This window comes from Egicoccus sp. AB-alg2 (genome assembly GCF_041821065.1).
Lineage (GTDB): Bacteria > Actinomycetota > Nitriliruptoria > Nitriliruptorales > Nitriliruptoraceae > Egicoccus.
The window spans coordinates 85,511-112,255 of record NZ_JBGUAX010000009.1 but is presented as its reverse complement, the minus strand read 5'-3'; the positions used below and the strand labels follow the sequence as shown (position 1 = coordinate 112,255).

The window sequence follows — 26,745 nt, the reverse complement described above, 5'->3', positions numbered from 1 at the left end:
ATTCGTCCCTGCAAGCGGCGCACGTGCGTCCGTTGGCTGGGAGGTGAGCGCGGCCGCTCCCGACGGCCGCCGGTCGAACGAGGTCATCATGTCCGCTCCCACCCTGTCCACCGCCCGACACCGCGCTCCGGAACACGCCCGCCGGCTCGCAGCGGGCACGGCCGCGGCCATCGCCGCCGTCTACCTGCTCGTCTTCTCCGGGGCGTTGTCGGTGGGACGTGCCGACGAGGGCGAGCTCGGCATCCTCGGTGTCGCCGGCGTGATCTTCCTCGTCCTCGCCGCGCTGCTGTGGTACGTCCGCAGCCGCGTGCTGTGGGCCGGCGCGGCCGCCCTCAAGGTGCTCCTCGCCGTCATGTACGTCGTCATCGCCGCCGACCGCGAGCCTGCCTTCGAGGTCTGGGGCCTCACCATCCGGGGGCTGTCGGCCGTCCTGCTGGCCGCGCTGCTGTACCTGCTGGCGACCGAACCTCGGTGGGGACGGGCCGCACCGCGCTGAGTGCTCGACCAAATTCTGGGGGCGTCCGCCGACCGCCGTTGCCCGCCCCCGCGGCGATCGGTCTTGGACGTGCGCCGGTCGCCGCGTGAGCTGAGCGTTGACTGAACTTCGTTGACGTCGCGTTGAGCGCTCGACTGAAGTCGCGCCTTCTCGGTGGTATCGGCCGCGTCCCCGTTCACGTGCGGCTGGCGGGAGTCCGCCGGGAGCTCGAGCTCCGGTACTCCGCCGGAGCCTGCACCTGGGAGACCGATTGGTGGCAACCACCCGAAGGCTGCGGCGGATCTCGCCGTTGCTCGTGGCACTTCTCGCACTCGCGCTCGTCATCACCCTGCCGGGCATCGAGTCCAGCGGCTCGCCGTCAGCACACGCCGACGACGAGCCGCTGCAGTTGGAACCCGAGATCCCACAGCTGGCGCTCATCGAGGTCGACGACCCGATGAGTCTCAGCCTGCTGGCGTCGCAGGGGGTCGATCTCGACCACTACATGGAGCCGACCGAGGACGGGACCGTCATCAGCGCGGCGTTCGTCACGGAATCCGACCGCGACACGTTGGCGGCCATGGGCGTCAAGATCCTCGACCTCGAGGATTTGCCGGACCCGGCCGAGGTGGCCGCGGAGCGCATGGGCAACGTCGACGGCCGCGAGGTCGTGGAGCGCAGCCGTCAGAACCGCGGCGTCGGTCGCGGACAAGGTGCCGCCGGCCGTGAACCGGTCGTCGACCAGTCCGGCCCGATCCGGATCCTGCGTGCCGACACGTTCACCAACTACGCCGGTGACTTCCTCTCGGTCGAGGCGCGGCTCGAGGACTGGAGCAGCGCCGCGAACCGCCTGCGTGTCGACGCGCCGTCGTCGGCCGCCGGTGGCTACGACGTCACCGATGCCGCCTTCGGGCCCACCGCTCCGGCGACCGGCATCACCGCGCCGCTCGCCGTCGTCGACGCGGGCGGGGACAACCCGCGGCAGGGTTGCGGTCCGCTCAGCGGTTTCCCTGACGGCGCCATCGCGGTGGCCGAGCGGGGTGGCTGTCCGTTCGTGGAGATCGTCGGCAACGCCCAGGCCGCCGGTGCCGTCGCCGTCGTGGTCGTGAACAACGTGGCCAGCGCGCCGATCACGCTCGGTGGCAGCGACGGCTCGATCACGATCCCGTCCGGCATGGTGTCGCAGAGCGACGGTCAGGCGATCATCGACGGGTTGCCGGCGACGGCGACGTTCCGCTCGAACCCGCAGGACCCGGTCGTGCTGAGCTACGAGATCGACGGGCAGGAGTTCAGCCGGACCCTGTCGCCGTTCGTCGACGCGGGCCAGTACATCTACCACCGCACGCCGCGGTCGGTCCTGGTCGGCGGCATCGCCGAAGAGGTGACCGTCTCGCAGGGGGACGTGAGCGTCACCGTGCCGACGCGGCCCTGGGCCTCGTACGACGAGATCGGCTATCCCGACGGGTTCCAGTGGGGCTTCATCACCACCGGCTATCCCGACGCGGTGGACTCGACCAACAAGATCGAGGAGCTCGTCGCCGAGTTCTCCGACCTGGCCGAGATCATCGAGTTGCCACACCAGTCCCACGGCTACCGGCGCCCCGCGATGCTCACCTACGGCAACCTGGCGACCAACGCGGTCGTGGTGCGCTCGCAGGCGTACGGCCACGAGGGCGGCAACGACCTCACCTTCGCGGTCGTGAACCCGGGCGTGCCCGACGCACCACTGGAGGTCTCGGTCGAAGGCGACGACATCACCGTCAGCCAGTCCACCAACGCCGCCGGTGCCGCGACGGGGACGGCCGCGCAGATCGTCGCCGCGATCAATGGCGACCCGGTCGCCAGCGAACTGATCTACGCCCACACCTACCGCGGCAACGCGGGTGGCGGGGTCACGCCGACGAGCCCGCGTGCGGGTCTGTCGGACTTCCTCAACGCGCCGGAGGACAAGATCTCCCGCGAGCCGCAGACGGTGAAGGCCATCCGGATCGGCAAGCACCGTGACGGGTCCAAGGTCGGCGTCTTCGCCTACTCGCAGGAACACGCTCGCGAGTGGGTGACGCCGGTGGTGGCGCTCGAGGCCGCCGAGCGACTCCTGCGCAACTACGGCACCGACCCGGACACGACGCGGTACGTCGACGAGTTGGACATCTTCATCATCCCGACCGTGAACCCGGACGGGACCAACTACTCGCTGTACGACTTCGCCTCGCAGCGGCGGAACATGAACAACTACTGCGACGACACGGAATCGGACCCGGCCTACCGCAACCAGTGGGGGGTCGACCTCAACCGCAACTTCCGGGTCGGCACGCTGTGGGACGGGTACTCCGGCGCGAGCACGTCGTGCCGTAGCGACGTGTTCGCCGGACCGTCACCGCTGAGCGAGACCGAGGTGCAGAACGAGGTCTGGCTGATCGACAACCACCCGAACATCCGGTTCTCCATGAACATCCACACCCATGGTGGGTACTTCATGTGGGCGCCGGGGGCGTACCAGGCCCAGGGTCGCGTGCCGCTCGAGCGGCCGTCGGTCGGCGTCGAGGAGTACTTCTTCGAGGCGTCCGACGTGATCCTCGGCAAGATCGCCGAGCATCGCGGCACGGTGGTCGAGCCGGGTCGCACCGGCCCGACGATCGACGTGTTGTACTCCGCCGCCGGCAACTCGGCCGACGACGTCTGGTACAGCTCGGTCGAGCGGGGTACGCCGATCTTCGCCTGGAACTTCGAGGCGGGCGCCAACCGCTACACCGGCGCCGGCTCCACCGGCTGGCAGTCCATCAACGGGTTCTTCCCGCCGTTCGCCGAGGAGGGCTTCGACCAGGCGATGGAGTTCGCCAGCGGCATCTACGGCCTGCTGGAGGTCGCCGCAGAGTTCCAGGACGACGACGTCGCGCCGACGAGTCGCGTCAACGTCCAGAACGGCGGTTGGTACAACGGCGCCGTGGACGTCGAGTGGACGACGTCGGAGCCGGCCACCATCTACTACACGACGGACGGGTCGCGTCCGACGTTCGACTCGAACGTGGTCGAGCGCCGCGACGTCCGTGACTCCGCCGCACCGGTCCGCATCGAGGAGACCACCGTGCTGCGGTGGTTCGCCGTCGACGCGGCCGGCAACATCGAAGGCGGCTACGACCCGGACGGGAACGGCCGCAACTACCAGCGGGTGAACATCCGCATCCGCTGACCCGGCACGGCGGTGGGGACGGCGCGTCTGCCGTCCCCACCGCCGTCCACCACGTCTCTCGTCCGGCGAGTACGCGTGACCACCACACCCACTCCGACCCCTCCGCGCACCGGGCCGGCCCCGGACGTGCCTCGTACCGTGCCGGTCGCGGCCACGGCGGTCGTGCTCGTGGTCGTCGCGGCGGCGCTGCTGCAGCGGGTCGCCTCGCCGTACCTGGATCTTCCCGGGCTGCAGACCTGGTCGACGATCTTCGTCTCGCTCATGATCCAGGCCACGCCGTTCCTGCTGCTGGGCGTGGTCGTGAGCGGTGGCCTGGCTGCGCTGGTCCCACCCTCGTTCCTCGCGCGGATCATCCCGCGCAACCCCACCCTGGCCGTTGGTGCCGCCTGCAGCGCCGGCACGCTGCTACCCGGCTGCGAATGCGGCTCCGTCCCGATCTCCGGCCGCCTGGTCGCCCGCGGGGCGCCACCCGCCGCGGCGCTCGCGTTCATGCTCGCCGCGCCGGCCATCAACCCGATCGTCCTGCTGTCGACCGCCGTGGCCTTCCCCGGTCAGCCCGAGGTGGTGGTCGCGCGCTTCCTCGCCTCGTTCGCGACCGCGATGGTGGTGGGCCTGGTCTGGATGCGCATGGGCGACGACGAGGCCCTCCTGCGATCCCTGCGGCGCATCCAGGACCGTGGTGACCGGCTCAGCACCTTCGTCGCCACCACGCGGCACGACTTCCTCCATGCCGGCGGCTACCTCGTCCTGGGCGCGGCCCTGGCGGCGACGGCACAGACGCTCGTGCCGCCGTCGGTGATCGACACGCTGGCCGGCAACGTCGTCCTGGCCGTCCTGGTGCTCACGGTGCTGGCCCTCGTGCTGTCGATCTGCTCGGAGGCCGACGCGTTCGTCGTCGCCGGCCTCCCACAGTTCCCGATGGTCGCGCGGCTGGCCTTCCTCGTCGTCGGGCCGGTCGTGGACATCAAGCTGATCGCGATGCAGGCGGGTGTGTTCGGACGCCGCTTCGTCCTGCGCTTCGCCCCGCTCTCCCTGGCCGTCTCGCTGGGGTTCGCCCTGCTGGTCGGATGGTGGCTGCTGTGAACCGCGAGGTGCAGGCCGCGGTGCTGCTGGTCATCGGCGTGGTGCTGGCACGCCTGACCTTCTCCGAGGCCTACCTCGCCTTCGTGAAGAGCAACCTGCGCTGGCCGCTGATCGCCTCGGCCGTCGTGCTGGTCGTCCTCGGCGTGCTGTCGCTGGTACGCGAGCACGAGGACGAACTGGCGCCGGCGGCGGAACCGGCCGTCGGGCCCGTCGAGGCGGGCCTCGGCGGCATCGAGCGGGACCGCGACCGGCTGCAGGCCGCCCACGGCGACGGGCACGGCGGCGACGTCCACGGCGACGGGCACGGGCACGACCACGGGCACGCGCCGCGAATCGGGCTGTTGATGCTCGTGCCGGTCCTCGCCCTGCTCCTGGTCGCCCCCGAGCCGCTCGGTGCCCACGCCGCGGGCCGCGGTGGTGCCAACCGGGTCGCGGAACCGGTCGTCGAACTCGGCCCCCTGCCCGAGCCGGTCGACGGCGTCGTGCCGATGACCCTCGGCGACACCGTCGTGCGCGCGCTCTACGAGCCCGACGGTCCGTTGCCGGGCACGCCGGTGCGACTCGTCGGCTTCGTCGTCGGGGACGACACGTTCGCCGGGTACCGGTTGTCACGCTTCAGCGTGTCGTGTTGCGCCGCGGACGCCTCGGTCCGCCAGGTGCTGGTCGCCGGCGGCACCGCCGGGCTGCCCGACGACACCTGGGTGGAGGTGGTCGCCCGCTTCGAGGGCGTCGTCCACGATCCCGACGGCGACGGTGGAGCGGTCGGGATCCCGGTGCTGCAGGTCGTCGACGAGCGACAGATCGAACGGCCCACGAGTCCGTACGAGTACTGATCGCCCGGATGTCGGTCGGTGTCAGCGTGCTGGACCCTCGCGCGACAGCTCGGCGTCGACCGACAGCACCAGCGGCGGCGTGGACTGCAGGTCCAGCACCACCCAGGTGCCCGGCCCGGCCGACTGCGGCAGCTCTGCGGCGTCGACGTGTAGCGGCGTGCGCCCGGGTCCGACGAGCAGTACGGCGGTGCCGGCTTCCACCCGGTCGACCATCGCGCGGTCGGGCTTGATGCCGGTCGGTTCGGCGTCGGGCATGTCAGGCGTCCCCGCCGAAGGTGTCGTCCTCGTCGCGTGCGACGGCCTCGCGTTCCTCCGGGGTACCGGCCGCAGGCCCGTCGCCGCCGGCGTCACGGGACGTGCGCTCCAGTTCGTCCTGGTCGAGGTCCTGCTCCGGCGGGGCGGGCTCGTGTTCGCGGCCCTCGGGACGTCGGGCGTCGCTCATCGGCGGGACTCCTGCGTGGTGGGTCGTGTCGACACCATGTCGAGCCGCGCGGTCGCGCGCCCGGATCGCCTCTGACCGGATGGCCGACGCCCGCGGCTGCGTGCGCGCGCGGATCAGCGGGTGCGACGAGCCACGGGGGTGTGCAGGGCCCGCAGCGGCTCGGGAACTTCGCGGCGTGCCCACCCGACCTGCGTCAGCGGCTCGGGCCGGCCCAGCAGGTAGCCCTGTGCGGCGTGGGCGCCGAGCTCCTGCAGCGCCGCCAGCTCGTCGACGCGTTCGACGCCTTCGGCCACGAGCACCGTGTCGGTCTGTTCCGCGAAGTCGATCAGGCAGCGGGCCAACGCCCGCCGTACCGGGTCGGCGTCGATGTCCCGGGTGAGGCTCATGTCCAGCTTGATGACGTCGGGCTGCAGCCGCACGATGTGGCGAAGGCTGGAGAAGCCGGCGCCCGCGTCGTCGATCGCCACCCGGCAGCCGGTGGCCCGCAATTCGCCGAGGGCGTCGCTCAGCCGGGCGTAGTCGTCGACGACGTCGTGCTCGGTGACCTCGATGACCAGGCTGTCGGCGTCGTCCACCAGCTGCCGGAACCGCCCGTCCACCACCGTGGACGGCGAGACGTTGACCGACACCGCCACGTCCGGCGGCAGCGTCGCCCGGGCGACGTCGATGGCCGCTCGGGCGGCGGTGAGCTCGAGCTCGACCCGCAGCCCGACGAGCTGGGCGGCGGCGAACCAGCGGTCGGGGGACAGGTCGAGCCGGTCGAAACGTGCCAGGGCCTCGACCGCGATCACGTCACCGCTGCTCAGCGAGTAGATCGGTTGGAACACCGGTCGGACGCCGCCCTCCCGGATGACGTGCAGGATCTGCTGGCGGTCGACGGCCTGCGGCACGGGCCGGATCACCGGCCGGAGCTCGCGTTCGAGCCGGTCACGAAGGCTCTGTTCGTGCAACTGCAGCAGGCGCAGCAGCCGACGGTTGTCGCCGAGCAGGCCCAGGGCCGGCACGCCGAACTGGGCGACGCGCAGCGCGGCCGACGACCACCACACCGCCTCGAGGAGCCGCGCCGCGCCGCTGGCGACGACGAGGTCGAGGAGCATGAGCAGCAGCCCCACACCGACCCACAGCTCGGGCCGGCTCGGGCGCCGCTTGATCGACCACAGCCAGCCGCCCAGGGCGAGTGCCTGCATCGCCAGCAAGCCCAGCAACATCCGGTCGTAGACCGGCGTGAACGCGCCATCGGGGCCCACCAGGCGCGGCAGTCCTGCCCATGTCGGGTCCCACAGGGTCATGGCCAGCGCGCCCCCGAACGCCCCGACCAGCGACCAGCGGAGGCCGGGCCGGTCCCGCGACAGCAACGCCCCGAGCACGAAGACCGGGAGGACGGCGTGCCACAACAGGTACAGCCCCGCCGCGCCGCTGGGCGTCGGCGCCAGCCGGACCGTCGCCAGGTCCGCGATCGCGAGCCCCTGTGCGAGCGCCAGGGCCCCAGCGGTCGCGAACCCGATCGACAGCCATCGGTAGCGCTGGTCGGCGATGATCGTCGCCCTGGCCGCCAGCAGGTAGGCCAGCAGCGCGGCGCTGGCGACGGCCAGGGTGTAGACGACCGGCACGGCGAGGTAGCCCTCGCCGACCGTCTCCAGGCGGTTGCGCGCCACCACGTAGACCCCGGCGGCGGCGAGCACGGCGAGCACGACCGCCCACACGGAGACGACCTGGTCGGCCTGCTCCTCGAACGCCGACGGAGGGCGGATGGCAGGCGCCGGGGCGTGACCGGTCACGGCGCTGGTCGGTGTATCGCCGCCATGAGGACCCCCGAGATGCGTCGCGACGGAGCGAAACTAGTCCGTCACGGTCTGTCACCGCACACCCGCGTGGGCGCTCGGGACGGTGACCCGACGACGGTGACGATCCGTTCAGGGGAACGACCGCTCGTCCGACTCAGGCCGCCTCGCGCTCCGGCCGCTCCGCGGTCGTGTCCACGCGCAGCCTGGCGGCGCGGTGCGCGGTGACGCGGGCCCGGACCGCTGTGCCGGCGTCACGGATGCGGTGGAGGACGGCACCCTTCATGCGGTGCGCCCATCGGTAATGGCGGCCCAGCACGGCCAGGCCGGCGACGAGCGTCACCAGGCCGGGGCCCGGGGTCACCAGCATGACCAGCCCCGCGCCGAGCAGCACGTAGCCCAGGACCGTGTCGGCCACGAGGCGGGTGTTGAGTTTCAGGATGCGCATCACGGCCGCGAGCCTAGGCGGTGTGGCGGCCCCGCGGCGCTCGCCCGTGCGGCCGTCACACCCACCCGTCGAACCACCATCGTGCGCGGATGGCCTCGTCGGGCAGCGGCAGGCCGTACCAGACCGGTGCGAAGTACACGAACAGCGTCACGGCGATCAGCGCCAGCACGACGACGAGCGCCGAGCCGTGACGGGCACCGGGCACGGCGCCGCCGGATCGCGCTTCGGATCGCAGGTCCACGGCGGTGCCGGCCGCCGCGCCCAGCAGGCCGCCGGCCAGTGCGGCGACGGCGACGCCGGACGGATCCATCTCCACCGCGCTGGCGGCGTCGATCGCCACCGAGAGCGCGGCGGTGACGCCGGCGCCGGCGAGCGTGCCCGCGAGCAGACCGACCCGCCGCGCCGGCCGGTCGAGATGGTCGCAGCCGACCGCGACCGCGACCACCAGGAACGGCACCAGCGGCGTGGCGTAGAACGAGAAGATCGGGCGGGCGACGACCAGCCACGGCAGGAACTGGGCCGCGAGCAGCGCCAGCGGCAGACCCGCACGCCGGTCACGACGTACGGCGGCCGCCACGGTCACCGGCAACACCACCAGCGCCCCCCACCACAGTGCCAGGTTCCCGACCGCGACCACCTCGGAGGTCAGACCGTCCGGTCCCACACACGGCTCGCCCTGCCCGTCGATGCCATCGGGGCCGCAGGCCTCGTAGTGGTAGACGACCGGACGCAACTGCAGCGGCCACGTGGAGGCCGGGGCACGGTAGGGGTGGTCCGCGTCCAGCTTCAGGTGGAAGTCCGCGATCTGACGGTGGTAGCGGACCAGTCCGCCGAAGCGGTCACCGACGACGTGACCGGCGTCGGCTGCCGCGCGGCCCCGTTCGGTGCCCGTGAAGGTGTGTTCGAACGCGACCAGCCAGGGCGCCCACGACAGCGCGTAGACGGCGACGGCGACCACGCCGAGGTACGCCGCGACGGTCCCCGTGGCGCGACCGAACGCGGGCAGGGCCCGGCGACCACTGCCGCGTGCCCGTGCCGTCTCCCACACCAGCACGAGCACCCCGGCTCCCACGAGCGCCAGCGCACCCGACCACTTCACCGCCACGGCGGCGCCGAAGGCCGCGCCGGCCGCCAGCAGCCACCACCGCGGACCTGCGCTTGCCTGCTGCTGGCGATCGCGGTCGCGCAGCAGCAGCCACGCTCCCAGCACCACGAACAGCGCCAGATGGACGTCGAGCATCGCGGTGCGGGCCTGGACGAGGAAGACCCCGTCGAGCAGCAGCAGCAGCCCGGCCAGACCCGCCAGCCCGTCGCGGTGCGCCAACCGGCGCACCACCAGCGCCACGAGCATCGCCGTCACCGCGCCGGCGAGAGCGCCGCTCAGCCGCCACCCGAACGGCGCGTCGCCAGCCAGCGCGATGCCCGCCGCGATCAGCCACTTGCCCAGCGGCGGATGGACCGCGAAGCCATCCTCGACACCGGAGGCCAGCATCGCACGTGCGTCCGAGACGTAGTAGACCTCGTCGAACACGAGGTCGGCGGGCTGTCCCAGCCGTGCCACCAGCAGGACGGTGCCGGCCAGGAGGACCGCCGTCGGCACCACCCAGGTCGGCCGTGTGCGTCGCATTGCGCCGCAGCGTAGGCCAGTGGGCGGCGCCGGCCGGCCTACGCTCGCGGTGCGCCGGCCGACGACAGGAGCCCCACCGTGAGCGGGACGCTGGTGGTCGTCGCGACCCCGATCGGCAACCTGGGCGACCTCTCGCCGAGGGCCGCCGACGCCCTGCGCACTGCCGACCTGGTGCTCGCGGAGGACACCCGCCGCACCGGCCGCCTCCTGCAGCACGTCGGCAGCCAGGTCCCGCAGCGGTCCCTGCACGAGCACAACGAGCGCGAGCGCATCGCCGAGGTCCTCGACCGGCTGCACGAGGGCGCCCGCATCGCGCTGGTCAGCGACGCCGGCACCCCGGCGGTGTCGGACCCCGGTTACCGGTTGCTGGCCGCGTGCGCGGAGGCCGGCCTCGCCATCGAGGTGGTGCCGGGCCCGTCCGCCGCGCTCACGGCGCTGGTCGCCTCGGCACTACCGACCGACCGTGTGGCCTTCGAGGGCTTCCTGCCGCGCAAGGGAGCCGCGCGCCGCGAACGGCTGGAAGCGCTGCGCACCGAGCCGCGCACGATGGTGTTGTTCGTCTCACCGCACCGCGTCGACGACGACCTCGACGACCTCGCGGCGGTGCTGGGCAGCGAACGCCCCGCCGCGCTCGCCCGTGAGCTGACCAAGCTGCACGAACAGGTGGTGCGTGCCCCGCTGGGCGCGTTGGCCGAACGGGTGCGTACCGACGGCGTCCGGGGCGAGATCACCCTCGTCGTCGGCGGCGCTCCCGCGGAGGCGCCGGCAGACGTGGCGGACGAGGACCTCGTCGCGCGTGTGCGGGCGCTCGTGGCCACGGGCATGGCGAAGAAGGCGGCGATCGCCGACGTGGCGAGCGCGGCCGGGGTGCCGAAGAAGGTCGTCTACCAGGCCGTGGTCGACGCCGGGTCCTGAGGCGGCCGACGGCGGCGCGGCGCCGGCGGGTCGGTGCCACGCCGCGCATGGGCGTCGCCGTCGATCGGTCCGGACAACGCGCCTGGGCGGCGCGTCCGCTCCCAGGGGGTGCGAGCCGTCTCGTCCTCGACCTGCGTCTCGTCCTCGACCTGCGTCGAGCGTGGCGCGTCGGGACCGCCTCCGTCGGCGGGCGCAGGGCTCACCGTCGCGGAGGTGGTCGGGGCCTCGTCGTCGGCGGCTGCGGCGGCTCGCATGCGTTCGTCGAGGACGCCGAGCCCCTCGAGGCAGTTGCGACAGACGAGGCGGCCCCGGAAGCCCCGCAGGTCGTCCTGCTCGCGCCCACAGAAGACGCACGCGTCGCGGGGGCGGGCGATGACGACCCGCTCGCCCTCGACCGTCACCTCGACGGCGTCGCCCTCGCGGATGTTCAGGCTACGGCGGATGCCCGCGGGGATCACGACACGCCCGAGGTCGTCGACCTTGCGGCGGATTCCGCTGCTGGTCACGGGCAGCTGCCTCCTCGAACGACGCGAGCCGTTGCAGGCTACCGGCGCCCCCGCCGCCGTCCGGGTGAGCGGCCTGCGCCAGCCCGCCGCGGCTGAGCGTGGACCGAAGCGAAGCGGGCGTATCGTCCCGGCAGGATTCGCAACGAATCCGATGCAACCTCCCGCCCGACCGGGGCGTCGGGAGCGGGTGGAGGGGCACGGACGCCGGCATGGTGCCGGTTCGCGTGCCACACGACCGATGGTGACCGTGCGTTCGGGACCCAGGCGAGGAGTCGATGTGCTGGCGATGGTGCGGCAGGGGACCGGCAGCGATTCCTTCGCTGCGGTCTTCAACGCCCACCACAAGCAGGCCGTCCGACTCGCCTACCTGCTCACCAGTGACCCGCACCAGGCGGAGGACATTGTCGCCGATGCCTTCGCCAAGGTGTACGTGCGCTGGAAGAAGGGCGAGGTCCGCGACGTCGGGGCCTACCTGCGGCGCGCCGTGGCGAACGAGGCCAACTCGAAGCTGCGGCGGCGTTATCTCGAGCGCCGCGAGGCATCGAAGCGGTCCGGCGACGACCGGGGCGTGCGGCTGGTCGACGACCACGCCGCCGACCAGGACGTCGTCTGGCAGGCGATCCAGCGCCTGCCGGACCGGCAGCGGCAGGCGGTCGTGCTCCGCTACTACGAGGACCTCTCCGAGGCCGAGACCGCCGACATCCTCGGCTGCTCGGTCGGCACGGTGAAGTCCCAGGTCTCGCGTGGGCTGGCCCGGATGCAGGAGCTGTTGTCCGCATCCGGACTGTCCGCGGCGAGCGAGGGAGGTGGCATCTGATGGATCGCATCGAAGAGCTGATCCGCGAGAGCCTGCAGACGCGGGCACAGGACGTCGAACCGACGCCCGCACTGTGGCTCGAGGTCGACCGGCGGGTGGCGCGCCGCAAGCGGTTCCAGGTCGTGACCTGGTCGCTGGCGGGCGCCACCGCCGCCCTCGCCGGCGTGCTGGTCGTGCCCGCCATCGTCTCCCAGGTCGGTGGGTCCGACCCGCTCGAGATCGCGCCGCTGGACCGCGTGCCGGTAGGCGGTGACGTCCCGGCACACGTCATGGCCGTGGGCGACGACGGCGTGGCTCGGTTGGTGGACCTGGCCGGCGGCGAGCGCCTCCGGGACCTCGCCGAGCTGCCGTTCGAACCGGTCGACCTCGCCGTGACCCCGACCTCCACCATCGACGCGGTCGAGTTCGCTGCCGTGGCCACGTCTGGCGAGGTCGCCGTCGTCGGGGCCGACGGCACCAGCTGGTCGAGCGAGGACGGCAATGCGCCCCGCGACGCCGACTCGGTCGTGGCGTCGCCCGACGGACGTTGGTTCGCCAGCACGACCGCGACCGAGGAGAGCGACGGGGCCAGCGTGGTGGTCGCTCCACCGCTGTCGTCCTGGGAACCGGGCGTGGCCCAGGCCTGGTCCGAGGTCGGCATGGTGGTCGACCCCGCGACGCGGCTGGTCTCCTGGAGCGGGGAGGCCAGCGAGGAGGGCGACCGCAGCACCCTCTGGCTCGTGACGGGCGACGGGACGCTGGTCCGCGAGGGCCTCGAGGTGATCGACGGCGTCCCGACGAGCCTCGGGTCCGGGTCGGTCGACGAGCACGGCGAGCGGGTCCTCGACGCTGCGACCTCGTTCGCCGCATCCGGCGCCGACGGTGAGGCGAGCTACCTGCTCGTCGACGACGCCGGTGGGCCGGCACTCGTCTGGCGCGGGGCCGACGGCAGCGTGTCGACGAGCGACCTCTCCGAGGTCGTGGGTGACGTGGACCCCGCCCTTCTGTGGCTCGACGCGAAGCAGGACGGAGCCGTTGTCGGTGACGGGGTGCGTACCTGGTTCGTCGCTCACGACGGGCAGGGCGACTTCGCCGAGGCCGTCGAACTCGACGAGGGCGCGGTGCGTGCGGCCCTGCTCGATGCGCCGCGTCCCGGTCGCGCGGACGACGAGCCGGAGCCGGAGCCGACCGAGGAACCGGTCGAGGAGCCGGTCGAGGAACCCGCCGAGGAGCCGGTCGAGGAAACCGTCGAGGAACCGGCGCCGGACGGTGGCGTGGTCGACGGCGTGGCGCTGCCGGCGCCCGTCGTGACCGTCACCGAGCGCGACCTGGTCCTGCACGGCCCCGATGGTGAGCAGGTGCTCTACACGCTCCCGTACGAGGGCGAGTCCACCTTCCTCGCGGCGCGGGTGCGGCCCGGCTCGACCGTGGACGACCTGACCGTCGTCGCGCTCCACCGCGCCGAGGGCATGCAGGACTTCCGCACGTACCGGTACGTCGCCGGCGAACTGTCGGTCCAGTACTGGGACGGTCGACCGGACCTGCAGCCCGGCTTCGGCGGGCAGGCGGGCGACGCGGCCGCCGCCTACGGGCCGGTGTGGTCGCCCGCCGGCGACAAGCTGGCGTGGATCGAGCTGGGCACCGGCGGGACACCGGTCCTGCGTATCATCGGGTGGCAGGACGGCCCGGGAACGGGGGAGCCGGCGACGGACAACGCGTCGTGGTCGCTGGACGCCCTGGCCGGCGACGAGGTCGAGCCGTTCCAGTGGGTCGACCTGGGCGGCGGACGGACGGAGATCCAGGGCACCATCGTCGGCTCGAACGGCTGGTTCGCGATTCCGGTCGAGATCCAGGGTGACGGTGCACCGGCCCTCCCGGCCGGCGAGACCGGGCAGCGCCGTACGAGCGGTGGTGAGGCGCCCGTGCTGGGTCTGGCCGGCACGATGGATGGCGGGTCACCGCGTTGGATGCTGCGGGGCGAGGTCGTCGTCCTCGACCCGGCCGGGGAGGCGCGGACCGTGGCGAGCCTGCCGCCCGGGACCCTCCCGGGCGAAGGGCTGCCCGACGTGTGGATGCGTCCCGCCGGGGACGGGGTGGTGGTCGGGGTGTCGAACACGGGCTCGGCGTTCTACGTCACGCCCGACGGACAGGTCGCCAGCGTCGCCGACGACGCCGTCATGGACGGCGACGTCGTGTCGTGACGCCCGTCCGGCCGGCCCGCTGCCACGGTGTTCGGGGGGAGCGGGCTGGTAGCCTCCACGTGCGGCCCGCCAGAGACCTCGGCGGGCCGTGCGCGTGCCGCGGCCGGAGGCCCGGGAGTCCCGCCGCCGTCGGGCGCGCTTCGACCGTGACCTCGCTGGAGGCCCTGCCGCCGTGCCCTACGTCGACACCCACTGCCACCTCGACCACCACGAGGTGCTGTCGCCTGCCGAACAGGTGGAGCGAGCCCGCGCCGCGGGCGTCACGACGATGATCACCATCGGTACCGACATGGCCTCGTCCACCCAGGCCGTGCGAACCGCCGCCCGCTTCGACGGCGTCTGGGCCGCCGTCGGCGTCCACCCCAACGACGCGATGGAGGCCACCCCGCAGGTGCTGGAGGTCATCGACCGGCTCGCGCAGGACGGCAACGTCGTGGCCATCGGCGAGACCGGCCTCGACTACTACCGCGACTACACCACGCCGGCGCAGCAGGAGGCCAGCTTCCGGTCGCACATCCAGATCGCCCGGGCCCACGACCGCACGCTGGTCGTCCACTGTCGTGACGCGTGGGACGACTGCCTCGACGTCCTGCTGGACGAGGGCGCGCCCGAGCGCGTCGTCATGCACTGCTTCAGCGGCGACCTCGACGTCACGAAGCGCTGTGTGGAGCAGGGCTGGTACCTGTCGTTCGCCGGCAACGTGACCTTCGGCAACGCCGCCGACCTGCGCGAGGCGGCGGCCGCGGTCCCCCTGGACCTGTTGCTGACGGAGACCGACTCGCCGTTCCTGACGCCCCACCCGCACCGCGGCAAGCCGAACGACCCGTCCTACGTTCCGTACACCCTGCGCACGCTCGCGCAGGTCCAGGCCCGTCCATTGGACGAGGTCGAAGCGGCCGTGCACGGCAACGCCCTGCGGGCGTTCGCGCTGCCGGCGGACAGGGGCACGCACCCGGCCTGACCTGCGGGTTCCCGGCTCCGGGCGCGCCGCGCACGCCACCGCCGCCGACCTCCAGGGAAGCCAGCACGACCGCAACCCTGTCCAATCGGCCACGGCCATTCGTGGGGCGTGTTCCTACGGTCCGCGGCCATGTCTTCACGACCCCCCCGTTCCCGCTCGTCCCGTCGTGCCCGCAAAGCGGCCTCGTTGCTGCTCGTCGGCGCGCTGGCCGTGCCACTCATCGGCTGGTCCAACGCCGTGGTGGTCGAGGTCGACGGCGAGCTCCATGACCTGCGCACCTACGCCGGCACGGTCGGCGAGGTGCTCGATCAGCTCGAGGTCGAGGTCGGCCCGGCCGACGCCGTCATCCCGGCGCCCGGTACGGAGCTCACCGACGGCCTGACCATCCAGGTGGCCCGCGCCATCACGGTCGGCCTGGTCGTCGACGACGACGTCCACGAGGTCCACGCGCCCGTCGGCTCCGTCGCCGGGGTGCTGGAGGCGGCCGATCTCGGTGACGCCCGCCAGCAGGGCGCCGTCATCACACCATCGTGGACCGCGCCGGTGGAGGACGGTGACACCGTCACGGTGCTGCTGCCCAAGCCGGTGGAGGTGGTCGTCGACGGCGACACCCACCGCACCGAGACCGTGGTGTCCACCGTCGAGGGTGTGCTGCACGAACTCGACGTGGAGGTCGGTGACGAGGATCGCGTGTCACCGGCGGTTTCGACGACCATCGATGGTCCCACGGAGATCGTCGTCGAGCGGGTGCGGACCAAGGAGAAGGTCGTCGAGGTCGTCCTCGAGGCCGGCGAGCAGCGCCGCGACGACGACGACCTGCTGCGGGGTGAGACCCGCGTGGCGCGCGAGGCGGAGGACGGGCTCCGTCGCGACACCTACGCCATCACCCGGGTCGACGGCGAGGTGACCGACAAGGAACTCGTCGACCGCGAGGTGGTGCGCGAGCCCGTCGACCGCCTCGTGCTGGTCGGGACCAAGGCGCCGCCTCCACCGCCCGAACCGGAGCCCGAGCCGGAACCCGAACCCGAGCCCGAGGCCGCACCGGCCCCGCGGCCGCGTGCCACGGCCGCCGCCGCGCCCGCGCCGTCGTCGGGTCCGTCCGACGACGTGTGGGACCGACTCGCCCGCTGCGAGTCCGGCGGGAACTGGAGCTACCGCGGCACCTATCACGGCGGACTGCAGTTCCACCCCGACACGTGGGCCCGCAGCAAGCCGTCGGGCTATCCGCAGTACGCCTACGAGGCGTCGCGCGAGCAGCAGATCGAGGTCGGCAAGCGCGTCCAGCGGGCGCAGGGCTGGGGCGCCTGGCCCCACTGCTCGCGCCAGCTCGGCCTGCGCTGAACGTCGGCGACCTCACGACCCTCTATCGTTGACGCGGCGCCGGCGGGACGATCCCGGCCGGCGCCGCGTCCGTCGCCCGTCGCTCCAGGAGCCGCTCGCATCGGCGATCTGCTGACCCCGCGCGAGGTGCGTCGCCTGCTCGCCGAACGTGGGCTGGCGCCTCGCAAGGCCGCGGGCCAGAACTTCGTCGTCGACCCCAACACGGTGCGCCGGATCGTCGACGCGGCCGGGCTGCGCGGCGACGACGTCGTGCTGGAGATCGGACCCGGGCTGGGGTCGCTCACGCTCGGGCTCGCCGACACCGTCCGGCGCGTGGTCGCGGTGGAGATCGACGCCGGCTTCGTGGCGGCACTGGCCGAGGTGCTGCGCGGCCGCGACGACGTCGAGGTGGTCCACGCCGACGCGCTGCAGGCCGACCTCGGTGCGCTGGTGGGCGGCGGCCCCGCCCGGCTGGTGGCGAACCTGCCCTACAACGTGGCCACCCCGCTGATCATGCACGCGCTGGAGGACCCGGCGGTCGACGACCTGTTCGTGATGGTGCAACGCGAGGTCGGCGAACGCTGGGCGGCGGTGCCCGGCGACTCGCTGTATGCCGCGGTCAGCTGCAAGCTCGGCACCGTCGCCAACGCCGAGGTGGCGCTGACCATCCCCCGCACCGTGTTCCACCCGGTGCCCAACGTGGACAGCGTGATGGTGCGCATCACCCGCCGGGCCGATGCTCCGGCGGGGGAGGTGCGCGCGCGCCGCTTCCGGCTCATCGAGACCGCGTTCCGGCAGCGGCGCAAGACGCTGCGCAACAACCTGCGCCACCTCGCGCCGGGCCCGGCGCTGGCGGCGGCCGCGTCCGATGCCGGGATCGACCTCGGCGCCCGCGCGGAGAGGCTGTCTCCAGCGGACGTGGAACGTCTGGACGCCGCCCTGGCCGCCGCCGGTGTGTCCGTGTGACGCGCGAGCTTTCGGCGCGCGACCCGGCGTTCGCCGTGCGGTCGCGCCACGCACGCGGTCGCCGAATCGGGCCAGCCGGTCGCGGTCCCTAGGATGCCAGGCGGTCCAGGGGAGCCGGAGCAGATCGGGAGGCCGCGCGTGGACGGCGCCGGGGTCACGGCAGCGGCCCGTGTCCGCGTGCGCGTGCCGTCCAAGGTCAACCTGTTCCTGTCCGTCCGCGGCCTTCGTCCCGACGGCTACCACGAGCTCGTGACGATCCTGCAGACGGTCTCGATCCACGACACCGTGCTCGCCAAGCTCGACGGTTCGGCCAGTTCGGCCCACCCGGCCGCGCGCCGGTTCATGGATCTCGCCTTCACCCAGGAGGCCGGGCCCGAGGTCCCGCCCGGGCCGGACAACCTCGCCGTGCGGGCCGCCCGGCAGCTGATGGGGCTGGTCGGTGTCGGCACCGCCCACCGCGAGGACGAGGGCACGGTCCCGGTCACCCGACTGCACCTGACCAAACGGATCCCGGTGGCGGCCGGCATGGCCGGCGGATCGGCCGACGCGGCGGCGACGCTGCTCGCCCTGAACGAGCTGTGGGGCACCGAGCTCGACCGCGAGGAATTGCGGCAGATCGCCGCGGAACTGGGCGCCGACGTGCCGTTCTGCGTCACGGGCGGGACCGCCCTGGCGACGGGCACCGGCATCTCGACGGCGCAGGTGCTGTGCCGCGGCACCTACCACTGGGTGGTCGGCATCAGCGAGCAGCCGCTGTCGACGCCGGCCGTCTACCGGGCCTTCGACGAGGTCGGCCGGCCCTCGGAGGCGGAGCCCGACGCGGTCCTGCAGGCACTGCGCACCGGCGACACCGAGGCCCTGGGCGCCGCCCTCTACAACGACCTCGAGGAAGCCGCCTTCTCCCTGCGGCCCGAGCTCCGCGAGGCCCGGGACGCCTTCCTGGCCGAGGGCGCCCTCGGGGCGCTGGTCAGCGGCTCGGGACCCACGGTGGTCGGGCTGGCCGCGTCGGCCCAGCACGCGCTCGAGCTGTCGACCCGTGTAAAGGGCCTGTTCGACCGCGTGGAGATCGCGCTGTCACCAGCGGGCGGCCCCGAGGTCGCGGTCGACTAGGTCCGTACATCGGTGGGAGAGCCGGGCGACGGCCGTCGCCGGCCGCCGGCGCGGGCCCCGCGTCGGCGACCTCGTCCGGGCCGACTACCCTCGCACGCCCCGGCGCCCGGCCGTCGTGCACGGACGGGCGCTGTTGGGAGGTGGTGTAATCGGCAACACGCCGTCCTTTGGAGTCGGTATTCAGGGTTCGAGCCCCTGCCTCCCAGCCATCCAGCCGGCAGACACCGCAAGGTGGGGAGCGACCGAGGGTGAGAACCCCCCGGTGTCGCTCCCCGGTTCGCGCCGCGGCTGCCGGCGACGGACTCAGGTCGGCAGCAGGCCCCAGCGGCGGCGGACGGCCTGCTCGAGCCGGCCGAACACCAGCGCATCCACCGCGATCCCGATGACCAGGATCACCAGCATGGTGGCCAGCAGCCCTTCGGCGTCGGAGAACTCGCGGGCGAACTGCAGCCGCGTGCCCAGCGACGGGCGCGCCGCGATGATCACCAGCAGCTCGCCGGCCATCAGGCTGCGCCACGCGAACGCCCAGCCCTGCTTCAACCCGCCCACGAAACCGGGCAGCGCGGCCGGCAGGACCACGAACCGGTAACGGTCGAGCCCGGACGCGCCCAGCACCCGGCCCGCCCGGTGCAGGAGTGGCGGCGTGTGGTCGATGCCGTGCAACAGCCCGTTCGCGATCGCCGGTGCCGCCCCCAGGACCAGCACGAACAGGATCGCGCGCTCCGAGAGCTGGAACAGCAGGATCGCGAGTGGGAACCAGGCGATCGACGGCATGGTCTGGATGCCGGTGATCAGCGAGCCGACGGCGGTCCGCAACCACGGCACGCTCGCGACCGCGAGCCCGAGCGCCACCCCGATCACGATCGCGATGGCGAACCCGATCGTCGCCCGCGACATGGTGGTGGCGAACGCGGCCGGCAGCGACCCGTCACGCAGCCCCTCCCACACGGCCGAGAGGGCGGCCGCCGGGCCGGGCAGCACGTACGGCGGCCGCCAGCCGGACCACACCACGGCCTGCCACAGGCCGAGCAGGAGCACCGTGGCGGCGAGCTTCGGCCACGCGCCGGCCCACACGCGCGCCGCCGTCGACGCTCGCCCGGTCTCCGCCGTGTCCAGGTGGTCGATGCCGGCGAACTCCCGGCCCAGGGTGTCAGGCGACGGCATGGCGGCGCACCTCCCGGCGCAGGACGTCGGTGATCTGGCCGGACAGCTCCGCGACGGCGGCGTCGGCCAGCGTCCGGGGACGAGGCAGCTCGATCGTGAGCCGCGCCGACACCCGCCCGGGCCTGCTGGTGAGCACGACCACCTCGTCGCCGAGGCGCACGGCCTCGCGCACGTTGTGTGTGACGAACACGACGGTGAGCCCCTGCGCGGACCACAGCGCCTCCAACTCGTCGTGCATGAGGTCGCGGGTGATCGCGTCGAGCGCGCCGAACGGCTCGTCCATCAGCAGGATCTCGGCCTCTTGGGCAAGCGCACGGGCGAGCGCGACGCGTTGCCTCATCCCGCCCGACAGCTCGTGCGGGCGGCGGTGCTCGAAGCCCTCGAGGTGGACGAGGTGCAGCAACTCACGGGCGCGATCGCGGCGCCGAGCGCGGGGCACACCGCGAAGTCGCAGTGCCAGCTCGACGTTGCGCTGTGCGGTGAGCCACGGGAACAGGGCGGCGTCCTGGAACAGCAGCGCGCTCCGACCGTCGGTGGCGACCGAGCCCGAGGTCGGCTGCGACAGGCCGGCCAGCAGGTCGAGCAGGGTCGACTTGCCGCAGCCCGACGCGCCGACCAGGCACGTGAAGCCGCCGCGTGGGACCTGCAGGTCGAGGCCGTCGAGGGCGACGACGCCGCCCGGGTACGTACGCCGGACGTCGCGGACGTCGACGGCGGTGGCGTCGGTCACGACCTCTGGCGTGGTCAGCGTGGCGGGATCGGGGCTCACTCGGACACCTCCTCGTCTCCGCGCTGCGTCAGCAGGCGGTTCAGCGTCGTCAGGTCGTAGATGCCGTCGAGGTCGACGGGTTCGAGCAGCCCGACCGCGATGGCGGCGTCCGCCGAACCGCGCAGCGAGTCTGCGATCGGGTCGGGGGTGAAGGTGAGGTTCCCGAGCGCCTGCTCCACGACGCCGGTGTCGGGGGAGACGCCCGTGACGGCCGCGATGCCGTCGGCGACGACGCCGGCGGTGGCGGTCGGGTCGGCGGTCGTGCGCTCGATGGCGTCGAGGTGGCCCTGCAGCAGCGCCGCGACGATCTCGGGCTGCTCCTCGAGGAAGCTGGTCGCGACGACGAGGTGGGTGGTGACGTACTCGCCGTCGGTGTCCGGCCACAGGTCCCGTTCGTCGACCAGGACGCGCCCGCCGCCCTCCTCGATCATGCGCGTCGCCCAGGGTTCGGGCACCCAGGCACCGTCGATCTGACCGTCGAGGAACGTCTCCAGGATCTGGGCGTTCTCCTGCGGCTGGATCGCGACCTCGCCGCCACCCTCGGGAGTCGTCTCGAAGCCCTCCTCGGCCAACCACGCCCGCAGTGCCACGTCCTGGGTGTTGCCGAGCGCCGGCGTCGACAGCGTGGTGCCGGCCAGTTGCGCGGGGTCGGTGAGCTCGGGACGGGTGACGAGGTAGGCCCCGCCGGACGTCGTGCCCGCAACGATGCGCAGCGCCTCGCCGTTCGAGCGGGCGAAGCCGTTGATCGCCGGGTTCGGGCCGATGTAGGTCGCGTCGATCGCGCCCGACAGCAGCGCCTCGATCGCCTCGCCACCGGCGTTGAAGGTCCGGGTCTCCAACGTCACGCCGTCACCCAGCGCCTGCTCGAACAGCCCTTCACCGAGCCCGACGATGGCCGGCGCGTGGGTGACGTTCGGGAAGTAGCCCAGCCGCAGCGTGCCGGAGGGCTCCGCCGACGCGCCGGTATCGCTGGCGGACGTCGGCGCGTCGTCGGACGCCGCCGTCGAGGTGGCGCCGCAGCCGCCCAGCAGCAGGCCGGTCGTGAGCAGGGCGGCAGGGAGGGGGAAGCGGCGCATGCAGTCCCTCCAGGTGACCGTCGCGCAATCTCGACATTGCGCGTAGAGTTAGTCGGGATGGAGCAGGACCGCAGTTTCGGCGCCTCGCGGGTGGGAGGTGCAGGGACAACCGTCACGAGGAACCGCGATGTGGATCGGCCGACGCACCGACTACGCGGCCCGGGCCGTGCTCGCACTGGCGCTCGCGGACGGCGACGAACTGCTGACACTGGACGATCTGGCGGCCAGAACGGCCGTTCCCCGCTCGGTGCTCGAACAGGTCATGCCGACGCTGCGGACAGCCGGCCTCGTGCGTGCGACCCGCGGTCGGTACGGCGGCTACCGGCTCAACAAGCCCGCGTCCGACATCACCCTGGAGACGGTCGTGCGGCTGTTCCAGGGACCGCTCGCGCCGATCGGCTGCGCCACCCGACGCAACCCCGAGCCCTGCGAGGTCGGCGACGGGTGCTCGATGCGCGACGTCTGGGCCGACGTCCGCGACGCGACCATCCGCACGCTGCAGGCGACCACCTTCCAGAAGCTCGCCGACGACGCCGGCGGGGTGTGGCGGGCCCACGGGCAGCCGCTGCCGATGGTGTAGGCACGGGTCACGGTCGGGGCGTCACGGCGTTCGAGGTCGAGGAGGCCGGACGTGCGTCGGTGGGACCTACGAGCGCCGGAGCGCGCCGGCGGGATGGTCCCGGCCCGCGGGCGGACTCGGCCGGTGACACCACCGGTAAGGTCCCGCCCGGATCCCGGCGCCACCGGGCCGGTCTCGTGTCGTACCCACCGGAAGGTCCTGACGTGTCCGACAACGCCCGCACCGCCGCGGTCGTCCTCGCCGCCGGCAAGGGGACCCGTTTCCGTTCCGACCTCGCCAAGGTGCTGCACCGGGCAGCGGGCCGGACGCTGGTGGGCCACGTGCTGGAGGCGCTGCGGCCGCTCGGGCTCGGCCAGGTCGTGGTGGTGGTCGGCCACCAGGCCGAGGACGTGACCGCCTCCGTGCAGGCCAGCGACCTCCCCGGTCTGACCACGGTCGTGCAGGAGGAGCAGCACGGCACCGGGCACGCCGTGCAGGTCGCCATGCCGGCCCTGGCCGACGACGTCGACCGGGTACTGGTGCTGCCGGGGGACACGCCGCTGCTGACCGCACCGACGCTGGAGCGGTTGCTGGCCGCCGCCCAGGGCAGCACCGCCGCGATGCTCACCGCGCGGCTGGAGGACCCGACCGGCTACGGCCGCGTCCTGCGCGACGCCGACGGCAACGTGACCGGCATCGTCGAGCAGCGCGACGCCACCGACGCGCAACGCGCGATCGACGAGATCAACGCCGGCATGTACGTCGTCGCACGCGACCACCTCGTCGCGGCGCTCGGCCAGCTCGACACCGACAACGACCAGGGCGAGCTCTACCTCACCGACGTCGTGGGGATCCTGGCCGGCAAGGGCGAACCGGTCGCCGCCTTCGTCACCAGCGAGGACGAGGTGGCCGGTGTCAACGACCGCCGCCAGCTCGCCGACGCCGCGGCCGTGCTCCGCCGGCGCCACCTCGACCACCTCATGACCGAGGTCGGCGTCTCCGTCGCCGACCCCGCCACCACCCACCTCGACGTGGACGTGGAGGTGGGACGCGACGCGGTTCTGCTGCCCGGCACCATCCTGGAGTCGGGCACACGCATCGGCGAGCGCGCCGTCGTCGGCCCCAACAGCCACCTCACCGCCTGCCAGGTCGGCAACGACGCGACCGTCCACTCCACCCGTGCCACGGAGGCCGTGATCGGCGAACACGCGTCCGTCGGTCCGTTCACCCACCTGCGGCCCGGCACCCGGTTGGGCGTGAAGTCCAAGGCCGGCGCCTTCGTGGAGACCAAGAACGCGCAGATCGGGGACGGCTCCAAGGTGCCGCACCTCGCCTACCTCGGTGACGCGACCGTGGGGGAGCAGGTGAACATCGCCTGCGGCGTCATCACCGTGAACTACGACGGCTTCACGAAGTCGCACACCACCATCGAGGACGGTGCCTTCGTCGGCTGCGACACCATGCTCGTCGCGCCCGTGACCGTCGGCAGCGGCGCCTTCGTCGCGGCCGGTTCCACCCTGACCGACGACGTGCCGGCGGACGCGCTCGCGATCGCCCGCGCCCGCCAGGTCAACAAGGAAGGCTGGGCCGCCGAGCGCCGCCGGCAGCACGGCCGGTGACGCCACCCGTCTGCTTCGACCTCGACGGCTGCCTCGTCGACTCCCGCGCCGCCATCGCCTCGTGCATCAATCACGCGCTGGTCGACGCCGGCCTCGAGCCCCACGACGAGGCCGCGCTGCACCGCTTCATCGGTCCGCCGCTGCTGGAGACGTTCACGAGCCTGCTGACGTCGGCCGGTCACGACCCCGCCGGCGCCACCACGTGTATCGACGCGTACCGCAGCCGCTACGCCGAGGTGTCGCTGACGCACACCACGGCGGTGCCCGGCATCGCCGAGGTGCTCGCCGCGGTCGCCACGCAGCGGTCGGTACTGGTCGTCACCTCCAAACCGCGCGAGTTCGCCGCCCCGATCCTCGCGGCCGTTGGCCTCGCCGGCCACGTCGAGGAGGTGCACGCCCCCGCACTGAGCGCCCTCGAGGAGGCCAAGGCGGCCGCGTTGCGGCGGGCGCTGGCGCCGTTCGGTGACGCGCTGGACCCCGCTGCCGTGTGGATGGTCGGCGACCGTCACCACGACGTCGACGCCGGACGCGCCGTCGGCACGCGCACCCTCGGCGTCACCTGGGGCATCGGGGACCGTGCGGAGCTCGAGGCCGCGGGCGCCGACGTGGTCGTGGACACACCGGCGGACCTGCTCGGCCATCTCGGCGTCCCCGCGTGACGCGACGGCGCCGCGCGCCACGGGGTACGGACGTGGCCAGCGGCGCGCGGCGCTCGGACGGACCGGGTTGCCCACAGCGGTCCGGCTCGCCGGCCGGGCGGCCCGCCGGCTACCGTCCGAGGTACCCCCGCTCCCGCCCGCCCGTCGAGGCTGCCGTGGAAGTCGTCACCAAGAAGCGCATGCACATCTTCTCCGGGTCCTCCTACCCGGAGCTCGCCCGCGAGGTGGCCGACCACCTGGGGATGCGCGTCGGTGAGGTGAAGCTCGCGCAGTTCGCCAACGGTGAGCTCTACGCCCGCTTCGCCGAATCCGTGCGCGGCGGCGACGTCTTCGTCATCCAGTCGCACCTGTCCATCCCCGGCGGGATGAGCATCAACGACTTCGTGATCGAGCAGCTCATCATGCTCGACGCGCTCAAGCGGGCCTCCGCCAAGCGCACCGTGGCGGTCGTCCCGTACTACGGCTACTCGCGCTCGGACAAGAAGGCCCGCTCCCGCGAAGCCATCGCCGCGCGCATGATCGCCGACATGTACGAGTCCACCGGCGTGGACCGCATCATGTCCGTCGACCTGCACACCGGGCAGATCCAGGGCTTCTTCGACGACCCGTTCGACCACCTCACCGCGCTGCCCCTGCTGGTCCAGTGGATCGCCGACAACACGCAGGCCACCGACCGCGTCATCGTCTCGCCCGACGCCGGCCGCGTGCGGCTCACGGAGAAGTTCGCCGGCCACCTCGGCGCACCCATCGCGATCCTCCACAAGCGCCGCGACCCCGACCAGCAGAACGTGTCGGAGACCCTCGACGTCATCGGTGAGGTCGACGGCAAGACCTGCATCCTGATCGACGACATGATCGACACCGCCGGCACGATCTGCGGCGCCGCCGAACTGCTGAAGGAGCGCGGCGCCACCCGCGTCATCGCTTGCGCCACCCACCCCGTGTTCTCCGACCCGGCCGCCGAACGCCTCAAGAACTCGGTCATCGAGAAGGTCGTCGTCACCAACACGCTGCCGATCCCCGAGGAACGGCGGATCGACAAGCTCGTCGTCCTCTCGATCGCCCCCATCCTCGCCTCCGCGCTGCGCGCCGTCTTCGAGGACCAGTCCGTCTCCGAGATCTTCCGCGGCGAGAACGTCTGAATTCTGGGGATGGGTCCCCCTTCTCGGGCGCTTCGCGCCCTCGTTGCCCCCCATCCCTCCGCTGCGGTGTCGTTGGCGGTCGCGCGGGTCCGCGCCCTCGTTGCCCCGTCCCTACGGGTCGGAGCGCTGCGCGGGGTGGAATCGCCCCGGCCCGGTTGCCGGGGCCGCGAGCGGACGGGTACGCTCGTGTGCCACGGCCCGCGTCGTTCTCGTTCGCGGGCCGGCCGCGTGTCCGGCCGTCACCGAACTCCCGCGTTCACCGCCGCGCACACGCACACCCCACGTGACATCTCGCCGCCGCACGACACGCCCGCACGGGCACGCCGCGGTCGGCTCCCGACCGGGGGCTCGCCGCGACAGACGGTGACCGACCCACGCCGGGGACGAAGAACATCCCGAGGAGCACCACCGTGTCGAAGCAGGTCCCGCTCAGCGCCCAGAAGCGCACCCACCAGGGCAAGGGCGCCGCCGGCCGTCTGCGCAAGGAAGGCCGGGTCCCCGGCATCGTGTACGGCTACAAGGTCGACCCGACGCCGGTCAGCGTCGACGCGCTCGAGCTGTACCACGCCTTGCACACCGAGGCCGGCCGCAACGCCATGATCCGCCTGGACATCGAGGGCAGCACCCACCTCACCCTGGCCCGCGACCTGCAGATCCACCCGGTCCGCCAGGAGACCCTCCACGTCGACTTCCTCGCCGTCGACACCGACTCGCAGATCTCCGTCGAGGTGCCGATCCACCTCGTCGGCGAGGAGGACGTCGCGCCCGGCGGTGGCGTGGTCAACCAGATCCTCTACACCGCCCCGGTGCTGGTCCGTCCGCTCGACGTGCCCAACTCGCTGGAGATCTCGGTCGAGGGCATGGAGATCGGCGACGTCAAGCGCATCGAGGACCTCCAGGACCAGCTCCCCGAGGGCGCGGAGTTCGAGACCGACCCCGACACCACCGTCGTGACGATCAACGCCCCGGTCAGCGAGGCCGAGCTCGAGGCCCTCGAGGAGGCCGTCGGCGCCGGCGAGGAGACCGGTGTCGAGGTCGAGGCCGAAGCCCAACCGGCCGAGGACGTCGTCGCCGAGCCCGCCGAGGCCGAGGAGGCCTGAGGG

25 protein-coding genes and 1 tRNA gene are annotated in these 26,745 nt (G+C 72.9%); 17 read left to right on the top strand and 9 right to left on the bottom strand.

Annotation, left to right across the window (positions count from 1 at the left end):
- Window positions 1–88 precede the first annotated feature (88 nt).
- The 4 genes from ACERM0_RS18235 to ACERM0_RS18220 all read left to right on the top strand — a co-directional run bounded on the left by ACERM0_RS18235 (window position 89) and on the right by ACERM0_RS18220 (window position 5,581).
- Window positions 89–496: a hypothetical protein gene (locus ACERM0_RS18235; RefSeq protein WP_373680053.1), complete on the top strand. Its 408-nt coding sequence runs from the start codon at window positions 89–91 to the stop codon at window positions 494–496.
- Between the two features lie 253 nt (window positions 497–749).
- Window positions 750–3,665 carry a M14 family zinc carboxypeptidase gene (locus ACERM0_RS18230; protein ID WP_373680052.1) on the top strand — a complete coding sequence of 972 codons (2,916 nt, stop codon included), beginning with the start codon at window positions 750–752 and terminating at the stop codon, window positions 3,663–3,665.
- A 138-nt stretch (window positions 3,666–3,803) separates the two neighbouring features.
- Complete coding sequence (locus ACERM0_RS18225; protein WP_373680051.1) at window positions 3,804–4,748, top strand: permease; 945 nt, start codon at window positions 3,804–3,806, stop codon at window positions 4,746–4,748.
- Entirely contained in the window at window positions 4,745–5,581 is an 837-nt protein-coding gene (locus ACERM0_RS18220; protein ID WP_373680050.1) for a TIGR03943 family protein, read from the top strand. The genes ACERM0_RS18225 and ACERM0_RS18220 overlap by 4 nt, the downstream gene beginning before the upstream one ends.
- 21 nt (window positions 5,582–5,602) lie before the next feature.
- On the opposite strand, the gene ACERM0_RS18215 is transcribed toward ACERM0_RS18220, so the two are convergent.
- From ACERM0_RS18215 to ACERM0_RS18195, 5 genes are all read right to left on the bottom strand, one after another.
- Window positions 5,603–5,836 (bottom strand): DUF3006 domain-containing protein, encoded by a 234-nt coding sequence (locus tag ACERM0_RS18215; RefSeq protein WP_373680049.1) that lies wholly within the window; start codon window positions 5,834–5,836, stop codon window positions 5,603–5,605.
- A gap of 1 nt (window position 5,837) precedes the next feature.
- Window positions 5,838–6,023 (bottom strand): hypothetical protein, encoded by a 186-nt coding sequence (locus ACERM0_RS18210; RefSeq protein ID WP_373680048.1) that lies wholly within the window; start codon window positions 6,021–6,023, stop codon window positions 5,838–5,840.
- Window positions 6,024–6,136: 113 nt separating this feature from the next.
- On the bottom strand, window positions 6,137–7,801 hold the full coding sequence (locus ACERM0_RS18205) for an EAL domain-containing protein (RefSeq protein ID WP_373680047.1): 1,665 nt from the start codon (window positions 7,799–7,801) through the stop codon (window positions 6,137–6,139).
- A gap of 160 nt (window positions 7,802–7,961) precedes the next feature.
- Window positions 7,962–8,252 (bottom strand): PGPGW domain-containing protein, encoded by a 291-nt coding sequence (locus ACERM0_RS18200; RefSeq protein ID WP_373680157.1) that lies wholly within the window; start codon window positions 8,250–8,252, stop codon window positions 7,962–7,964.
- A 55-nt stretch (window positions 8,253–8,307) separates the two neighbouring features.
- Window positions 8,308–9,879 carry a phospholipid carrier-dependent glycosyltransferase gene (locus tag ACERM0_RS18195; protein ID WP_373680046.1) on the bottom strand — a complete coding sequence of 524 codons (1,572 nt, stop codon included), beginning with the start codon at window positions 9,877–9,879 and terminating at the stop codon, window positions 8,308–8,310.
- Window positions 9,880–9,957: 78 nt separating this feature from the next.
- Between ACERM0_RS18195 and rsmI the strand changes: the two genes are divergently transcribed.
- Window positions 9,958–10,794, top strand: a complete 837-nt coding sequence (gene rsmI, locus ACERM0_RS18190) for a 16S rRNA (cytidine(1402)-2'-O)-methyltransferase (RefSeq protein ID WP_373680045.1) — start codon at window positions 9,958–9,960, stop codon at window positions 10,792–10,794.
- Here rsmI and ACERM0_RS18185 read toward each other — a convergent pair.
- A complete protein-coding gene (locus ACERM0_RS18185) occupies window positions 10,764–11,300 on the bottom strand; it encodes an AbrB/MazE/SpoVT family DNA-binding domain-containing protein (RefSeq protein ID WP_373680044.1) in 537 nt (178 codons plus the stop codon). The genes rsmI and ACERM0_RS18185 overlap by 31 nt on opposite strands.
- 286 nt (window positions 11,301–11,586) lie before the next feature.
- Between ACERM0_RS18185 and ACERM0_RS18180 the strand changes: the two genes are divergently transcribed.
- From ACERM0_RS18180 to ACERM0_RS18150, 7 genes are all read left to right on the top strand, one after another.
- Entirely contained in the window at window positions 11,587–12,117 is a 531-nt protein-coding gene (locus ACERM0_RS18180; RefSeq protein WP_373680156.1) for a SigE family RNA polymerase sigma factor, read from the top strand.
- A complete protein-coding gene (locus tag ACERM0_RS18175; protein ID WP_373680043.1) occupies window positions 12,117–14,297 on the top strand; it encodes a hypothetical protein in 2,181 nt (726 codons plus the stop codon). The genes ACERM0_RS18180 and ACERM0_RS18175 overlap by 1 nt, the downstream gene beginning before the upstream one ends.
- Window positions 14,298–14,469: 172 nt before the next feature.
- Complete coding sequence (locus ACERM0_RS18170) at window positions 14,470–15,258, top strand: TatD family hydrolase (RefSeq protein ID WP_373680042.1); 789 nt, start codon at window positions 14,470–14,472, stop codon at window positions 15,256–15,258.
- A 129-nt stretch (window positions 15,259–15,387) separates the two neighbouring features.
- Window positions 15,388–16,599 (top strand): transglycosylase family protein, encoded by a 1,212-nt coding sequence (locus ACERM0_RS18165; RefSeq protein ID WP_373680041.1) that lies wholly within the window; start codon window positions 15,388–15,390, stop codon window positions 16,597–16,599.
- 99 nt (window positions 16,600–16,698) lie between these two features.
- Complete coding sequence (rsmA, locus tag ACERM0_RS18160) at window positions 16,699–17,544, top strand: 16S rRNA (adenine(1518)-N(6)/adenine(1519)-N(6))-dimethyltransferase RsmA (protein WP_373680155.1); 846 nt, start codon at window positions 16,699–16,701, stop codon at window positions 17,542–17,544.
- A 138-nt stretch (window positions 17,545–17,682) separates the two neighbouring features.
- Window positions 17,683–18,654, top strand: a complete 972-nt coding sequence (locus tag ACERM0_RS18155) for a 4-(cytidine 5'-diphospho)-2-C-methyl-D-erythritol kinase (protein WP_373680040.1) — start codon at window positions 17,683–17,685, stop codon at window positions 18,652–18,654.
- 134 nt (window positions 18,655–18,788) lie between these two features.
- Window positions 18,789–18,863: transfer RNA gene (locus tag ACERM0_RS18150), tRNA-Gln, on the top strand.
- 94 nt (window positions 18,864–18,957) lie between these two features.
- Here the strand turns inward: ACERM0_RS18150 and ACERM0_RS18145 are convergent.
- Genes ACERM0_RS18145 through ACERM0_RS18135 form a run of 3 tightly spaced genes read right to left on the bottom strand, consistent with a single transcriptional unit; the run spans window position 18,958 to window position 21,663 of the window.
- Entirely contained in the window at window positions 18,958–19,818 is an 861-nt protein-coding gene (locus tag ACERM0_RS18145; RefSeq protein ID WP_373680039.1) for an ABC transporter permease, read from the bottom strand.
- Entirely contained in the window at window positions 19,805–20,587 is a 783-nt protein-coding gene (locus tag ACERM0_RS18140) for an ABC transporter ATP-binding protein (RefSeq protein WP_373680038.1), read from the bottom strand. The genes ACERM0_RS18145 and ACERM0_RS18140 overlap by 14 nt, the downstream gene beginning before the upstream one ends.
- Window positions 20,584–21,663: an ABC transporter substrate-binding protein gene (locus ACERM0_RS18135; protein ID WP_373680037.1), complete on the bottom strand. Its 1,080-nt coding sequence runs from the start codon at window positions 21,661–21,663 to the stop codon at window positions 20,584–20,586. The genes ACERM0_RS18140 and ACERM0_RS18135 overlap by 4 nt, the downstream gene beginning before the upstream one ends.
- 127 nt (window positions 21,664–21,790) lie before the next feature.
- On the opposite strand from ACERM0_RS18135, the gene ACERM0_RS18130 reads away from it, so the two are divergent.
- From ACERM0_RS18130 to ACERM0_RS18110, 5 genes are all read left to right on the top strand, one after another.
- Complete coding sequence (locus ACERM0_RS18130; protein ID WP_373680036.1) at window positions 21,791–22,243, top strand: Rrf2 family transcriptional regulator; 453 nt, start codon at window positions 21,791–21,793, stop codon at window positions 22,241–22,243.
- Window positions 22,244–22,446: 203 nt separating this feature from the next.
- Window positions 22,447–23,841 carry a bifunctional UDP-N-acetylglucosamine diphosphorylase/glucosamine-1-phosphate N-acetyltransferase GlmU gene (gene glmU, locus ACERM0_RS18125; protein WP_373680035.1) on the top strand — a complete coding sequence of 465 codons (1,395 nt, stop codon included), beginning with the start codon at window positions 22,447–22,449 and terminating at the stop codon, window positions 23,839–23,841.
- Window positions 23,838–24,500, top strand: a complete 663-nt coding sequence (locus ACERM0_RS18120) for an HAD hydrolase-like protein (RefSeq protein ID WP_373680034.1) — start codon at window positions 23,838–23,840, stop codon at window positions 24,498–24,500. Before glmU ends, ACERM0_RS18120 begins: the two co-directional genes overlap by 4 nt.
- Window positions 24,501–24,655: 155 nt before the next feature.
- Entirely contained in the window at window positions 24,656–25,642 is a 987-nt protein-coding gene (locus ACERM0_RS18115) for a ribose-phosphate diphosphokinase (RefSeq protein WP_373680033.1), read from the top strand.
- Window positions 25,643–26,052: 410 nt separating this feature from the next.
- Window positions 26,053–26,742: a 50S ribosomal protein L25 gene (locus ACERM0_RS18110; protein ID WP_373680032.1), complete on the top strand. Its 690-nt coding sequence runs from the start codon at window positions 26,053–26,055 to the stop codon at window positions 26,740–26,742.
- Window positions 26,743–26,745: the final 3 nt, after the last annotated feature.